Source organism: Brevundimonas sp. (genome assembly GCF_023259385.1).
Taxonomy (GTDB): domain Bacteria; phylum Pseudomonadota; class Alphaproteobacteria; order Caulobacterales; family Caulobacteraceae; genus Brevundimonas.
Window position 1 is genome coordinate 1 of the sequence record NZ_JAHFPF010000073.1, and the last position, 13,692, is coordinate 13,692.

Here is a 13,692-nt window from a genome sequence, read left to right on the forward strand (position 1 = left end):
TGCGCGGCTACTGCCGGTTCGACGCCGACGAGGTCGCGGCCGCGTCGCAAGGCTTCGCCCGTCCCGGCGCCCGGACGCTGCTGGGCGAAGGCGTCTTCGTCATGACGCTGGACCGCGGCCCGGACTTCGAGCGCACCCAGGGCATCACCCCGATCGAGGGCGAGAGCCTGTCGCTGGCCGCCGAACACTATTTCCAGCAGTCGGAGCAGATCCCGACCAAGGTGCGTCTGGCCGTCGGCTCGGTGGAGACCGCCGAAGGCTCGCAATGGCGCGCCGGCGGGGCGCTGATCCAGCTGATCGCGGCGGACGACGCGCGCGGGTCGACCGAGGAGGTGTGGGACCGCTCGCGCGCCCTGTTCCAGACCCTGGCCGACGACGAACTGATCGATCCGACCATCACGCCGGAGACCCTGCTGTTCCGCCTGTTCCACGAGGACGGCGTGCGGCTGGAGGACGCCCGCGCGCTGTCGGCGCAGTGCCGCTGCTCGAAGGACCGGATCGGCGCCGTGCTGGCCTCGTTCAGCCCGCAGGAGCGGGCCGACATGGTCGAGGACGACGGCAGGATCCGCGTGACGTGCGAATACTGCGCGACGGTCTACGAGCTGGCGCCGGAAGAGATCGCGGCGGCCGACTGAGCCGCCGGCGGCGAGGCGGTGGTCGGACCCACCGCCAGCACGCCGTCATAGGCCCCGTCCTCGACCGGGCCGAGGATGATCCCCCGTGCGTCGGCGGCGGCGTCGTGTCGGCCCCGGCTGGTCTGGACGCCGCAGGTCGGCTGACAGCTCCAGCTCTCGCCGCCCTGTTGGGCGGTGTGCAGGGTGAAGGTGTCGGAGGCGTGCAGGTGGCCGGCGGCGGGCACGCCGATGTCGGGGAAGCGGGCGTAGCCCTTCTTGCGGGCGTGCAGATCGCCGACGAAGACCACGACCCGGGCGTCAGGACGGGCCACGAGGGCGCGGCTCATGCCATAGGCCATCTCCAGTTCCCACCACGCCTGATCGCGGCCCGTGATTCTTGAGTCCACCGCCATGAAGGGATGGATCGCCACGTCGTATCCGGCGGCCTTCAGCCGCCAGAATCCCACCATCATGTCCAGCATGGCCACGCTGTTGCGGCCGTCGGTGCTGCGGGGGTTGCCGAAGTCGCCGTACAGGAAGGTGTCGCGGGCGGCCTCTTCGGTCGGAGCCGCCAGCGCGTTCCTGAACAGGGACCGCTCGGTCTCGGGCATCTCCAGCGCGACGGTCACGGGGCCCTGTTTCGCGGCCTCGCAGACGATGCCGAGGAAGGCCGCCGGTATCTCCGCCGTGCCGTGCCAGTCGCCGACGACGAGGATGCGTTCGGGGCGGGCCAGGAGCGCCGCCGTATTGGCGGGCGCGGCGCAGGCGGGCTGGGCCGACAGCAGGGCGGCGGCGAGCAGTTCAAGCATGGAAACCCCCGGTTACACGCACCCCCGACCGGCGCGTGTCCCGACGCTCGTCATTCAATAAGGCGAGGCTGTGGCCCGAGGGTTCAGACCAGCAGGGAAATGCTGTTGGCGAAATTGTGCAGGAGCACGGGGAGCAGCAGGCTGCCCGTCTTCTCGCGCAGCCAGACCAGCAGCAGGGCCGGGCCGCCGGTCAGGGCCATGGTCAGGGCGTCGAAGGTGAAGCCGCCCTCGCTGTAGCCCAGGGCGTGGGCCAGGCCGAAGGCGACGGACGAGATCAGCGCGCCCCAGCCCATGGGGGCGCCGAGGATGCTCAGCGGGCGGGCGAAGGCCTCGTTCAGCATCAGCAGCAGGACGCCGCGATAGAAGAGCTCCTCGTCCAGGCCGGGCATGGTCAGCTGGAAGGCGAGGGTGTCGGCGTCGGTCCCCTGACCGGGGAAATACAGGGCCAGGCCGAGGAAGACGGCGACCAGCGCCGCCGACAGGACCAGGGCGCCGGGCAGGCCCTTGCGGTCCTGCTGCAGCGTCAGGCCGACCCGGCGCGCGCCGAGGGCCAGGGCGACCGCCAGCGACAGGGCCAGCGCCATCGCCTTGCCCTCCCAGTTCCAGTCGGAGGGCCAGAAATGCAGCGGGATATGGCCGTAACCGCGCGTCAGCAGGGCGTCATAGGCGGCCATCAGCAGCAGGGCGGCGCCGAACCAGCCCCACTTCACCTTGCCGCGCAGGAACAGGGCCGCGACCAGCCCCAGGGCCGCCGTCGCGCCGATCCATCCCGCCAACGCCATGATCGCATCCGGCATCCCGCCCTCCATCCCTGTCCCGACAGGAGGCCGCGACGCCGCGCCATGGATGCAGGCGGGGCGGTGAAATCGCGATCAGCCGCCGATCAGGACCGGGCCTGGGCGCCCCTTTCCTCGGACGCCGCCTCGGAGACGGTGCGGCGCTGCATGCGGAAGTCGCCGGACCAGCTGCCCGGAATGGTCCAGCGGCCGGAGACCGCGTCTCCGTCCGGCGAGATCTCGCCGTCGTAGAGGATCACGTGATCGCGGTCGCGGCCGTCCGGCGTCTTGGTGAAGGTCAGGCGCAGACCGTCGTGGCGCCCCTCCAGCACGGCCCGGACATCCGCCCCGTCGGCGAACAGCAGGTCGGGCTCGATCGTCTTGCCGATGACCGTCCCGGCCGTGTCCGTCAGCTCGGCCGTGAAGGGCGTCGCGGGCATGTTGCCGTTGGCGTTCCAGGCCGGATCGTGGGGGTAGAAATAGACCCCCGTCCACCGGCCCGTCAGATCGACCGTCCCGGCCATCAGTAGGCCAGGGCGATGCCGTCCTTGCGCATCTCCGTGGCCGCGCCGTAGGTCCAGCGTCCGCCGGGGTTCTGCTGCATGACCACGTTCTGATAGCCGCCGAAGCCGCCGTTGGGGCCGCGCAGGACCCAGCCCATGGCCTCAAGCTGGGCCTTGGACGCCGCCGGGACGCCGGTCTCCAGATACAGCAGGCCCACGCCCTCGGCCGGTTCGCCGGTGGGCTCGGACGAGCCCTCGTGCTGCCACCGCGGGGCGTCGCCGGCCTCCTGGGGGTCGAGGCCGTAGTCGACCATGTTGATGATGATCTGGGCCTGGCCCTGGGGTTGCATGCCGCCGCCCATGACGCCCATGGCCATCCAGGGCTTGCCGTCCTTGACCGCGAAACCGGGGATGATGGTGTGGAAGGGCCGCTTGCCCGGGGCGTAGACGTTGGGGTGTCCGTCGGTCAGGGCGAACAGCTCGCCCCGGTCCTGGAACATGAAGCCCAGGGTGTTTCCGGCGCCGTCGTCGGACACCAGGCCCGAGCCCATGCCGCGGTAGTTGGACTGGATCCAGCTGACCATCATGCCGTCCTTGTCGGCGACGCTGAAATAGGTGGTGTCGCCCTGGGTCGGGGCGTCGCCGGGGAAGACGCGGTCCATGACCCGGTCCGGCCGGATCAGGGCGGCGCGCTGGCGGGCGTAGTCCTTCGAGTTCAGCCACTCGACCGGGGTGCGGCTGAAGCGGTCGTCGGCGAACCACTTGGCCCGGTCCTCGAAGGCCAGGCGCTTGGCCTCGGCCTGGTGGTGGATCGAGGCGGCGGACTGGAAGCCCATGCTCCTGAGGTCGAACTGCTCGCAGACGTTGAGGATCTGGTTGGTCGACAGGCCCTGGGTGTTGGGGCCCAGGCCGTAGACCTGGACGCCGCGATAGTCGGTGCGGATCGGCTCGACCCATTCGGTGCGGTGCGCGGCAAGGTCGGCGCGGGTCATCCAGCCGCCGATGCGGCGGAAATAGGCGGCGATCGCATCGGCGATGGGACCGTCATAGAAGGCGTCGCGGCCGTGCTCGGCGATCAGGCGCAGGGTGCGGCCCAGGTCGGGGTTGGCGAACATCTGGCCGACCTTGGGGGTCTCGCCGCCGGGGGCGTAGACCTTCCTGCGGTTGTCGTTTTCCTCGATGATCGACGCCGAGCGGTCGAAGCCGGCCATGTTGCGCTCGAGGTAGTAGGCGATGACCTGCGGCATCGGCACGCCCTCCTCGCACAGCTCGGCGACAGGCAGCAGGACGTCCTTCCACGGCAGCTTGCCGTAGCGCTGGTGGGCGCTCCACCAGGCGTCGACCGTGCCGGGGACATTGACCGTGACCGCGCCGTAGGAGGGCAGGTGGCCGTCGGCCTTCGCCTTGGACCGCGCGGTCTCCAGCGACAGGCCGCGGGGGCTGTTCCCCGAGCCGTTGAAGCCGACGACCTTGCGCTGGGCCGGGTCCCACAACATGCAGAAGGCGTCGCCGCCGATGCCGTTGGCGACGGGCTCCAGGAAGCCCAGCGCCGCATTGATGGCGATGGCCGCGTCGATGGCCGAGCCACCCCTACGCAGCGTGTCGATGCCGATCAGGGTGGCGCGCGGATGGGCCGTGGCGGCGGCGCCGTTGGCCCCCCAGACGGTCGAGCGGCCGACGAATTTGGGTCCGGTGATGCGGTCGCCGATGCCGATGCCGGCGTAGGGATCGGGGCGCGGCGCGGGCCGGGACGGGGCGCCGGCGGCTGGGGCGGCCTGGGCCTGCGGGGTCTGCGCGTGAGCGATCCCGCTCCCCGCCAGCAACGCCCCGGCGGGCAGGGACGACAGGAAGGTGCGGCGACGCATCGGCAGACTCCACGAAATGTGAGGGGGACCCTAGCGGGTCTAACGCGACTGTGAAGCCTGTCCGTCGGTCTCTCGCTGACCATGGCTCCCGGTTTTGAAGTCCGGGCGAATGGGCTCAGAAGGGAGGTTCGCCTTCCCGCTCGCCGGATTTCGCCATGTCCGATCCTCATGACTACAGCCGCAGCTTCGGCGGCGCGGCCCTGGGCGCCCGCCTGCGCCGGGCGTCGGAGCGGCTGGACCGCGACGGGACCCGTGTCTATGCGGCCCAGGACATCCGGTTCGAACAGCGCTGGTACGGCATCCTTCGTCAGCTGGTCGAGCATGGCCGCCCCATGGCGGTGGGCGAGATCGCCGCGATCCTTCGCATCACCCACGTCTCGGTCAGCGAAGCCAGCCGGTCCATGGAGAAGGCCGGGTTCATCGCCTCGTCGCCCTCCGCCGAGGACGGCCGCCGCCGGCTGTTGCAGCTGACCGAGAGCGGGCAGGCCCTGGCGACCCGGCTTACCCCGCTGTGGGAGGCCTTCAACGCCGCCGCGCAGGAGCTGAACGACGAGGCTGGGGACCTGGTTCGCCTGCTGGACCGCCTGGACGACGCGCTGGAGCGCCGGTCGATGTTCGACCGGATCATGGCCCGGGTGTCGGGGGACGCGTCCGCCGATTGACATATAGGTAGGTGCCTACATATTCTCCGGATAAAGCTGGAGACCGCGAGCCCATGACCGCCAATCGCCGCATCTTCCTGGGCGCCGTCGCCGCCTCCACCCTGACGGCCTGCGCCGCCGGTCCCGGCGCCTCCGCCGGTCGCGGGGCGCGCGAACCGGTCCTGATCAACGGCAATCTGGTCCTGCCGATCGATCCGGAGACGCCCCTCGACCAGGAGGCGCGCGACCTGATCCGGGCTTCGGGCCTGACGGCGGCCAAGCTGACCATCGGCGGCTCCGGCAACCAGTCCCGGGCCGAGACGACGCAGTCCATCGCCGACATCGACAAGGCCGTGGCCCTGAACCCCGACGTCTATCTGAAGGTCCTGGGGACGGCCGATCTGGCGCGCGCCAGGGCGACGGGCCGGCTGGGCGTCATCTATTCGTTCGAGGCCGGCGAGATGCTGGAGGGCGACGTCGATGCGATCGACCCGTTCCGCGCCGCCGGGGTTCTGGTGATGGGGCTCAGCTACAATCGCACGACGCCCTTCGCCTCTGGCACGATGTCGTCGCCGTCCACCGGCCTGACCGCGCTGGGACGGCAGGCCGTCGAACGCATGAACGCCCGGGGCGTGACGGTCGACGTCAGCCACAGCGATGAGATGTCCAGCCTCGGCGCCGTGGCGGCGTCGCGCAAGCCGGTGCTGATCACCCACGCGGGCTGCGACGCCGTTCACGCCCACCCCCGCAACAAGTCCGACCGCCTGATCCGCGCCCTGGCCGACCGAGGCGGCGTGATGGGGATCTATGAACTCAGCTATCTGACCACGGCTCCGGCCCAGCCCTCGCTGGAGGTCTATTTCGCCCACCTGACCCACGCGCTGAACATCGGTGGGGAAGACCACGTCGGCATCGGCAGCGACGCCCTGTTGTGGCCCTTCGACACCTCGCCCGAGAGCATGGCGGAGTGGAACGCGAGCCTGGAGCAGCGCAAGGCCGCGGGCGTCGCCGCGCCGGGCGAGGGGCCGCCGCCCTTCGTCGAGGGGCTGAACCGGGCCGATCGCTTCACGGTGATCGCGGACGAGCTGCGGCGACGGGGCTACGGAGCCCGGGTCGCCGACAAGATCCTGGGCGGCAATTTCCAGCGCGTCTTCGCGGATACGTGGACGGGGTGAACGCCGGCGGCCGGAAATGGCCACTTTGGTGAACCGGTTGTAACGGGCGCGGCGTCGAACGGCCACGCTAGGCTCCCCTCCAGTTTGGGAGAGTGAGATGCGTAACCGGATCGCCTTGACGTGCCTGCTGGCCGCCCTGTCCGCCGGCGGGGCGCCCGCCTTCGCGGCGGCGGCTCCGTCGGCTCTGGTCCGGCAGGCGGAGGAGACCGCGCCAGGCGCGCGGATCACGGTGACGCGCGACGGCGACCGATGGACCGCCGACTATGTGCTGTCGCAGGACGCGCCGGTCTGGGCCTTCTATCGCTCGACAGTGACGAACGGGACGCGTGAACCGTGGCGGCCGCGGGACTGGCGGGTGGTCACGCCCGGCGTAGTGCTGGAGCGGGTCGGCGACCTTGACGTGCTGAGGACCATGGACGGCGGACCCGTGCCCCGCGAGGTGAGCCTGAGGCTGACGCCGAGCGGCGAGAACCTGGAAGCCGACTATCCGGTGCTGATGTTCACCGATGGGTCGGTGGCCATGCCGACCGGGGCGTTCGATGTATTTCCTTTGCCGTCGCTGGAGGCGGTCCAGCTTTCCGATGATGAGCGCGGCGCCTACAGGCGCTCGGTGGGCAATGCATGGATCACCTGGCGGGACTCGGCGGGGCCGGTGCTGCATCACGGCCGCCGGCAGGCGCAAGCCGAGGGCGACGACGGCCGCACCTATGTCCTGTTCGGCCAGACCGAGGTGAAGGCGGCGGAGCGGCTGGTGACGGTCGTGGATCCCGAGCTGCCCTCCTGGATCGCGGCCTCCATCGAGGGCTTCGCACCGCGCGTCGCCGACTATTACGCCACGCGCCTGGGGGCGGGGCAGACGGACCGGCCGACCATCATGGCCACCTGGTATGGGCCGACCGCCGGCACGACCAACTACGGCGGCAGCGTCCTGCCGGGCCTGATCGTCATGACCTTCGAAGGCAAGGAGCTGCTGGCCTCCAGCGACGCGGTGCTGGCCGAGAACCGCTGGTTCATCGGCCACGAGAGCGCGCATTTCTGGCTGGGCCAGACGGTGCGGGCCGAGCGGGCGCGGGAGTCCTGGATGACCGAGGGCGGCGCAGACCTGATGGCGGTGCGGGCGATGAAGGCGCTCGACCCGGGCTTCGACGAACGATCCGTGCTGCAGGCCGAGGTGGACGACTGCGCCCGCCTGGCCGTGCGTCCGGTGATCGAGGCCGGCCAGCGCGGCGAGCACCGGGCCTGGTACTCCTGCGGCGCGGTCTTCGCCCTCGCCGCCGAGGCGGCGCAGAAGAAGGCCACGGGCGGGGACTGGTTCGACTTCCTGAAGCCGCTGATCGACGCCGGGCGGGCGGACGGCGTCCTGACCCGCGAGGCGTGGCTGAGCCGCCTGCCCGAGGTGTCGGGGGACCCGACGCTGCGGACGGACATCGAGACCCTGCTGACGGCGGGCGCGGCCGACCCGGCGGCGGTCATCGCGCGGCTGTTCGACCGGACGGGCGTCGCCTATCGGTTGGTGGACGGCAAGATCGCGCTGGGCTGAGGGTGGCTCAGCCCCCCAGATCCAGCGAATAGCCGGCCGAGCGGACGGTGCGGATCGGGTTGACGGTGCCTTCGACGTTCAGGGCCTTGCGCAGGCGGCCGACGTGGACGTCGACGGTGCGGGCCTCGACATAGACGTCCGAGCCCCAGACGGCGTCCAGCAGCTGTTCGCGGCTGAACACCCGGCCCGGGTGCTGCATGAAGTGGTCGAGCAGGCGGAACTCGGTCGGGCCCAGGTGGATCTCCAGGCCGGCGCGGCGGACGCGGTGGGCGACGCGGTCAATGACGATGTCGCCGTGGTTGATGCGGTCGTCGGCAAGGCCCGGACGGATGCGGCGCAGGACGGCGCGGATGCGGGCCGTCAGCTCGGTCATCGAGAAGGGCTTGGTCAGATAGTCGTCGGCGCCGGTGTCCAGGCCGCGCACGCGGTCGGATTCCTCGCCGCGGGCGGTCAGCATGATGATCGGCAGGTTGCGGGTCTCGGACCGGCCGCGGATGCGGCGGCAGACCTCGATGCCGCTGAGCTTGGGCAGCATCCAGTCGAGCAGGACCAGATCGGGCAGGCGCTCGTCGATCTGGAGCATGCCTTCCTCGCCGTCGGAGGCGACGACGACCTTGTAGCCCTCTTTTTCGAGATTGTAGGACAGCAGCGTGGCCAGCGCGTCCTCGTCTTCCATCACCAGGATATAAGGCTGCACTTCAGGCTCTCCGGTCAGTCTCAGGCGGCAGGCAGGTCGGCGTCCGGCTCGGGATTCCAGCGCGGGCGCTCGCCCGTGAATTCCAGACCGGTGATCTCGTAGTGGATCGTCTCGGCGATGTTGGTCGCGTGGTCGCCGATGCGTTCCAGGTTCTTGGCCATGAACAGCAGGTGGGTGCAGGCGCTGATCGTGCGCGGGTCGCCCATCATGTAGGTCAGCAGCTCGCGGAACAGGCTGTTGTAGTGCTCGTCGACCTCGTCGTCGGTGTTCCAGACGGCGATGGCGCGGTCGACTTCGCCGACCGCATAGGCGTCCAGCACGTCGCGCAGCCGCATGGAGACCAGCTTGCCCATCCGCTCGATCGAACGGGTCAGGGGCTGCATCGGTTCGCCCTCGGCCAGGATCAGGGCGCGCTTGGCGATGTTCTTGGCCAGGTCGCCGGTGCGCTCCAGGTCCACCGCCAGCTTCATGGCCGACAGGGTCTTGCGCAGGTCCGAGGCGACCGGCTGGCGCAGGGCGATCAGGCGGATGGCCTTCTTCTCGATGTCGCGATGCATGGCGTCCAGGCGGACGTCGCGCTCGACCACGGCCTTGGCGAGGGCCACGTCGCGACGGGCGACGGACTCGACGGCGTCGGCGACCTGGGCCTCCGCGAGGCCGCCCATGCGGGCGACTTCGGCGGTCAGCTGGTTGAGTTCGTCCCCGTAGGCCTTGACGGTGTGCTGGTTCATCAGCCGAAGCGCCCCGTGATGTAGTCGAGGGTGCGCCGCTCGCGGGGATTCGTGAAGATTTCCTCGGTCGGACCGGTCTCGACCAGGCGGCCGAGGTGGAAGAAGGCGGTGCGTTGCGAGACGCGGGCGGCCTGGGCCATCGAGTGGGTGACGATGACGATGCAGTAGCGCTCGCGCAGTTCGTCGATCAGTTCCTCGATCTTGGCGGTCGCGATCGGATCCAGGGCCGAGCAGGGCTCGTCCATCAGAATGACTTCAGGCTCGACCGCGATGGCGCGGGCGATGACCAGACGCTGCTGCTGGCCGCCGGACAGGCCGGTGCCCGGCGAGTGCAGGCGGTCGGCGACCTCTTCCCACAGGCCGGCGCGCTTCAGCGAGGCCTCGACGATGACGTCCAGGTCGGCCTTGCCGGTGGCCAGGCCGTGGATGCGCGGGCCGTAGGCGACGTTCTCGTAGATCGACTTGGGGAAGGGGTTCGGCTTCTGGAACACCATGCCGACGCGGGCGCGCAGCAGCACCGGGTCGACGGAGCGGGCGTTGATGTCCTCGCCGTCCATCTCGATGCGGCCGGTGACCTTGGCGTGGCTGATGGTGTCGTTCATGCGGTTCATGGTCCGCAGGAAGGTCGACTTGCCGCAGCCCGACGGACCGATCAGGGCCGTGACGGTCTTGTCCGGGATGTCGAGCGAGACATCGTACAGGGCCTGTTTGCCGCCGTAGAAGACCGACACGTCGCGCGCGGCGATCTTGGTCGGGCCGACGGGGCCGCCGCCGTGGGTCACGGCCGGAGCGGCGATGACCGGGGTTTCGGCGGGCGTGCCGCCCTCAACGCCGTCCGCGGCGCGGAAGATTTTCGAGAACATGGGGCTTACCACCGGCGTTCGAAGCGCCGGCGCAGCAGGATGGCGGCGGCGTTCATGACGATCATGAAGGCGAGCAGGACCAGGATCGCGGCGGCGGTCCGCTCGTGGAAGGCGCGTTCGGACGCGTTCTCCCAGATGTAGACGAGCGAGGGCAGGGCGCCCGTCGGCTCGACGACGCTGTGGGGGATGCCCGGCACGAAGCTGACCATGCCGATCAGCAGCAGGGGGGCGGTCTCGCCCAGGGCGTGGGCCATCGAGATGATGGCGCCGGTCATCACGCCGGGCATGGCCAGGGGCAGGGTGTGCTGGAAGACCGTCTGGGTCCTGGAGGCGCCCATGGCCAGGGCGGCCTCGCGGATCGACGGCGGCACCGCCTTCAGCGAGGAGCGGGTGGCGATGATGATGGTCGGCAGGGCCATCAGGGCCAGCACCAGGCCGCCGACCAGCGGGCTGGCGCGAGGCAGATGCAGCCAGTTGATGAACAGGGCCAGGCCCAGCAGGCCGTAGATGATCGACGGCACGGCCGCGAGGTTGTTGATGTTGACCTCGATGATGTCCGTCAGCCGGTTCTTGGGCGCGAACTCTTCGAGGTAGAGGGCCGCGCCGACGCCCAGCGGGATGGCGATCAGGGCGGTGACCAGCAGCATCAAGGCCGAGCCGATGACGGCGCCCAGCACCCCGGCCAGCTCCGGTTCGGTCGAGTCGCCCTTGGTGAACAGGGCGGTGTTGAAGTGGGCCGAGACATGGCCGTCGGCCTTCATCCGGTCCAGCCAGTCGATCTGCTGGTCCGACAGGCGGCGCTGGTCGGCGGGCGTGGCGCGGGAGATCTCGCCCTTGAAATAGAGGTCGGCGTCGTCCGAGGCGGGGGCGGCGATCATCACCGTCTGGCCGATGAGGCCCGGCTGCTTCTGGATGCGCTCGGCGGCGGTGAACTTCAGCTCCGAGGAGAACAGGCCGCGCATGGCGGTGGCCTTGGCGCCCGAGGCGTCGTCCTGCTCGCCCATGCGGCGCAGCTGCTGTTCGGCGACCAGCTGTTCGAAATTGGTGCCCTGCGGATAGGCGCGGTCGACGCGGGCCGGGTCCATGTAGACCGGCAGGGTCACCGTGTGGGCGTAGAAGGCCGTGTGGCCCTGATCGATGATCCGGCCCAGAAGCAGCAGCAGGAAGCCGACCGCCACGCCGATGGCCAGCAGGCCGTACAGGCGGAAGCGGTTCTCGCGGGCGTAGCGCTTCTTCAGGCCCGAGCGCAGGCGGTCGACGCGGGCGGCGTCGACCCCGGAGACGGTTCCAGAGACGGGGGCGTTGTCGGCTGCGTCAGTCATATTGCTGCCGGTAGGTCTGGACGATGCGCTGGGCCACGATGTTCAGCAGCAGGGTCACGAGGAACAGGGTCAGGCCGAGACCGAAGGCCGACAGCGTCTTGGGGCTGTTGAACTCCTGGTCGCCGGTCAGAAGGGTGACGATCTGGACGGTGACGGTGGTCACGGTCTCGAGCGGGTTCAGCGTCAGGCGGGCGGCGAGGCCGGCGGCCATGGTCACGATCATGGTCTCGCCGATGGCCCGCGACATGGCCAGCAGCATGGCGCCGGCGACGCCGGGCAGGGCGGCGGGCAGCAGGACCCGCTTGACCGTCTCGGACTTTGTCGCGCCCATGGCGTAGGAGCCGTCGCGCAGCGACTGCGGCACGGCGTTGATGATGTCGTCCGACAGCGAGCTGACGAAGGGGATCAGCATGATGCCCATGACGCCGCCGGCGACGAGGGCCATCTGGTTCTGGACCAGCATCAGATACTGGCCCAGGCCGTCCAGCGGCCCGCCGACGAACCAGCTGCCGATGGTGTGGAAGAAGACGCGCATGGCCGGGCCGACGGTCAGGGCGGCGAAGAAGCCGTAGACCACGGTCGGGACGCCCGCGAGGATTTCGAGGATCGGCTTCACCGTCGCGCGGAACACCGGTCCGGCGTACTCCGACAGGTAGATGGCCGAGAACAGGCCGACCGGGGCCGCCACGCACATGGCGATGATCATGATCAGGAAGGTGCCGGCGAACAGCGGCAGTGCCCCGAAGGCGCCGGACGATCCGACCTGGTCGGCGCGGATGGCGGTCTGGGGGCTCCACTGGGTTCCGAACAGGAACTCCGTGACGGGCACCGAGCTGAAGAAGCGGATCGAATCGTAGACCAGCGAGGCGACGATGCCGACGGTGGTCAGGACCGCGACGGCGGAACAGGCGAACAGGGCGCCGACGATCCAGCCCTCGACCCGGTTGCGGGCGCGCATGTCGGGGCGGATCTGGCTGAACACGAACAGGGCGCCCAGCAGGGCGGCCAGGGCGGCGCCGGTGATCCCGGCCAAGCTCAGCATCAGCTCGATGCGGGCGGCGCGGCGGCCCTCGGCGGGCAGGAGCTCGGCGTAGGGCGCGGGCCAGATCTGCATGGTCTGCTGCCCGGCGCCGACGGCGTGGGCGTCGGCGTAGAAGGCCTGGCGGCGGAAGGGCTCCAGCTGCTGGACGGCCTCAGGCGCGCCGGAGGCCATCAGCTGGTGCTGGACCGGGCCCGAGAAGACGGAGGCGGCCAGCAAGACGGCCAGGGCCGGAAGCGCGGTCCAGATCAGGGCGTAGGCCCCGTGCTGGGCGGGCCGCGAATGGGCCTTGGCCCCCCGCGCGCGTCGGCTCGCCAGTCGGCGCGCGCCGAAATAGGCGGCGACGGCTGCGGCGATCAGGATCGGCAGGAAAAGCCAGGTCATGAGGATCCGGGAGGAAGAATCGGAGCGGCCCCGGTCGCCCGGTTCGCCCCGGGGCGGAAACTGCCCGGGAATGGTCAGCGGATTAAGACGGGCGCATGACAGTTCTGTTACGCCGTCGGGCCTGTTGTCGCAGGCGCGTCACGTCTTGGTCTTTTCCGCCGGCAGCGCGATGGGGAAATAGGCGGTGAAGACGGCGCCCTGGCCCGGCGCGCTTTCGACCGTCAGCCCGCCGCGATGGCGGTTGACGATGTGTTTGACGATGGCCAGGCCCAGGCCCGTGCCCTGGCGCTCGCCGCTCTTCTGGCCCTCGACCCGGTAGAAGCGCTCGGTCAGGCGGGGCAGGTGTTCGCGGGCCATGCCGGGGCCGTGGTCGCGCACGGTGATGGCGGCGTAGCGGTTGCCCGGCTCGCGGTCCGGCGTGACCAGGGGCAGGCGGGTGACCCCGCCCTCGCGATTGCCGCCCGACCAGGGGGCGGCGGCCTCGTCCAGCGTCACGTCGGGGCGGATGACGATATCGACCGTGTCGCCCGACGGGGAATATTTGATGGCGTTGTCGACCAGGTTCTGGACCACCTGGACGATCTCGTCACGGTCGCCGTGGACCGGGGCGGACAGTTCGCGGTCCTGCATGACGATGCTGACGTCGCGTTCGGCCGACAGCACGCTGACGGCGTCCATGACATCCACCGCCGCCCGCGCCAGGTCGACCCGGCCCGAGGGGGGGACGTGCTCG

Annotated in this window: 14 protein-coding genes; 4 read left to right on the forward strand and 10 right to left on the reverse strand. The window is 70.3% G+C overall.

Translation table 11 applies throughout. The annotated features are described in order from the left end of the window. On the forward strand, positions 1 to 635 hold a 635-nt coding region (locus tag Q0C81_RS07425; protein ID WP_291835781.1), incomplete at its 5' end, for an Hsp33 family molecular chaperone HslO. On the opposite strand, the gene Q0C81_RS07430 is transcribed toward Q0C81_RS07425, so the two are convergent. The 4 genes from Q0C81_RS07430 to Q0C81_RS07445 form a co-directional block, all read right to left on the reverse strand. Further along, on the reverse strand, positions 596 to 1,423 hold the full coding sequence (locus tag Q0C81_RS07430) for a hypothetical protein (protein WP_291835786.1): 828 nt from the start codon (positions 1,421 to 1,423) through the stop codon (positions 596 to 598). The two genes, Q0C81_RS07425 and Q0C81_RS07430, sit on opposite strands and share 40 nt — an antisense overlap. Before the next feature lie 83 nt (positions 1,424 to 1,506). Next, positions 1,507 to 2,220, reverse strand: a complete 714-nt coding sequence (locus Q0C81_RS07435; RefSeq protein WP_291835788.1) for a CPBP family intramembrane glutamic endopeptidase — start codon at positions 2,218 to 2,220, stop codon at positions 1,507 to 1,509. A gap of 86 nt (positions 2,221 to 2,306) precedes the next feature. Next, positions 2,307 to 2,723, reverse strand: a complete 417-nt coding sequence (locus tag Q0C81_RS07440) for a hypothetical protein (protein WP_291835791.1) — start codon at positions 2,721 to 2,723, stop codon at positions 2,307 to 2,309. Beyond that, entirely contained in the window at positions 2,723 to 4,567 is a 1,845-nt protein-coding gene (locus tag Q0C81_RS07445; RefSeq protein ID WP_291835792.1) for a gamma-glutamyltransferase family protein, read from the reverse strand. The genes Q0C81_RS07440 and Q0C81_RS07445 overlap by 1 nt, the downstream gene beginning before the upstream one ends. A gap of 155 nt (positions 4,568 to 4,722) precedes the next feature. Here Q0C81_RS07445 and Q0C81_RS07450 point away from each other — a divergent pair, with 155 nt between their 5' ends. From Q0C81_RS07450 to Q0C81_RS07460, 3 genes are all read left to right on the forward strand, one after another. Next, positions 4,723 to 5,229: a MarR family transcriptional regulator gene (locus tag Q0C81_RS07450; RefSeq protein ID WP_291835794.1), complete on the forward strand. Its 507-nt coding sequence runs from the start codon at positions 4,723 to 4,725 to the stop codon at positions 5,227 to 5,229. 53 nt (positions 5,230 to 5,282) lie between these two features. Next, complete coding sequence (locus tag Q0C81_RS07455; RefSeq protein ID WP_291835796.1) at positions 5,283 to 6,383, forward strand: membrane dipeptidase; 1,101 nt, start codon at positions 5,283 to 5,285, stop codon at positions 6,381 to 6,383. 97 nt (positions 6,384 to 6,480) lie between these two features. Continuing rightward, positions 6,481 to 7,923, forward strand: a complete 1,443-nt coding sequence (locus Q0C81_RS07460) for a hypothetical protein (protein ID WP_291835798.1) — start codon at positions 6,481 to 6,483, stop codon at positions 7,921 to 7,923. Positions 7,924 to 7,930: 7 nt separating this feature from the next. Here the strand turns inward: Q0C81_RS07460 and phoB are convergent, their stop codons facing one another. The 6 genes from phoB to Q0C81_RS07490 form a co-directional block, all read right to left on the reverse strand. After that, the gene (gene phoB / locus Q0C81_RS07465) at positions 7,931 to 8,620 is read right to left on the reverse strand and encodes a phosphate regulon transcriptional regulator PhoB (protein ID WP_291835800.1); all 690 of its coding nucleotides are present in this window, start codon (positions 8,618 to 8,620) and stop codon (positions 7,931 to 7,933) included. Between the two features lie 20 nt (positions 8,621 to 8,640). Continuing rightward, on the reverse strand, positions 8,641 to 9,351 hold the full coding sequence (gene phoU, locus Q0C81_RS07470) for a phosphate signaling complex protein PhoU (RefSeq protein ID WP_291835803.1): 711 nt from the start codon (positions 9,349 to 9,351) through the stop codon (positions 8,641 to 8,643). Beyond that, on the reverse strand, positions 9,351 to 10,214 hold the full coding sequence (pstB, locus tag Q0C81_RS07475; RefSeq protein WP_291835807.1) for a phosphate ABC transporter ATP-binding protein PstB: 864 nt from the start codon (positions 10,212 to 10,214) through the stop codon (positions 9,351 to 9,353). Before pstB ends, phoU begins: the two co-directional genes overlap by 1 nt. Positions 10,215 to 10,219: 5 nt before the next feature. Beyond that, complete coding sequence (gene pstA / locus Q0C81_RS07480) at positions 10,220 to 11,536, reverse strand: phosphate ABC transporter permease PstA (protein ID WP_291835810.1); 1,317 nt, start codon at positions 11,534 to 11,536, stop codon at positions 10,220 to 10,222. Then, positions 11,529 to 12,959, reverse strand: a complete 1,431-nt coding sequence (pstC, locus tag Q0C81_RS07485; RefSeq protein WP_291835812.1) for a phosphate ABC transporter permease subunit PstC — start codon at positions 12,957 to 12,959, stop codon at positions 11,529 to 11,531. The genes pstA and pstC overlap by 8 nt, the downstream gene beginning before the upstream one ends. Positions 12,960 to 13,097: 138 nt before the next feature. Beyond that, positions 13,098 to 13,692: ATP-binding protein (locus Q0C81_RS07490; protein WP_291835815.1), on the reverse strand; the 595-nt coding region annotated here is incomplete at its 5' end.

Excerpts from the sequence above, each read along its gene's own strand:
- Q0C81_RS07430 (WP_291835786.1), bottom strand. The coding sequence starts at position 1,423 with ATGCTTGAACTGCTCGCCGCCGCCCTGCTGTCGGCCCAGCCCGCCTGC.
- Q0C81_RS07435 (WP_291835788.1), bottom strand. The coding sequence starts at position 2,220 with ATGCCGGATGCGATCATGGCGTTGGCGGGATGGATCGGCGCGACGGCG.
- Q0C81_RS07440 (WP_291835791.1), bottom strand. The coding sequence starts at position 2,723 with ATGGCCGGGACGGTCGATCTGACGGGCCGGTGGACGGGGGTCTATTTC.
- Q0C81_RS07445 (WP_291835792.1), bottom strand. The coding sequence starts at position 4,567 with ATGCGTCGCCGCACCTTCCTGTCGTCCCTGCCCGCCGGGGCGTTGCTG.
- Q0C81_RS07450 (WP_291835794.1), top strand. The coding sequence starts at position 4,723 with ATGTCCGATCCTCATGACTACAGCCGCAGCTTCGGCGGCGCGGCCCTG.
- Q0C81_RS07455 (WP_291835796.1), top strand. The coding sequence starts at position 5,283 with ATGACCGCCAATCGCCGCATCTTCCTGGGCGCCGTCGCCGCCTCCACC.
- Q0C81_RS07460 (WP_291835798.1), top strand. The coding sequence starts at position 6,481 with ATGCGTAACCGGATCGCCTTGACGTGCCTGCTGGCCGCCCTGTCCGCC.
- phoU (WP_291835803.1), bottom strand. The coding sequence starts at position 9,351 with ATGAACCAGCACACCGTCAAGGCCTACGGGGACGAACTCAACCAGCTG.
- pstB (WP_291835807.1), bottom strand. The coding sequence starts at position 10,214 with ATGTTCTCGAAAATCTTCCGCGCCGCGGACGGCGTTGAGGGCGGCACG.
- pstA (WP_291835810.1), bottom strand. The coding sequence starts at position 11,536 with ATGACTGACGCAGCCGACAACGCCCCCGTCTCTGGAACCGTCTCCGGG.
- pstC (WP_291835812.1), bottom strand. The coding sequence starts at position 12,959 with ATGACCTGGCTTTTCCTGCCGATCCTGATCGCCGCAGCCGTCGCCGCC.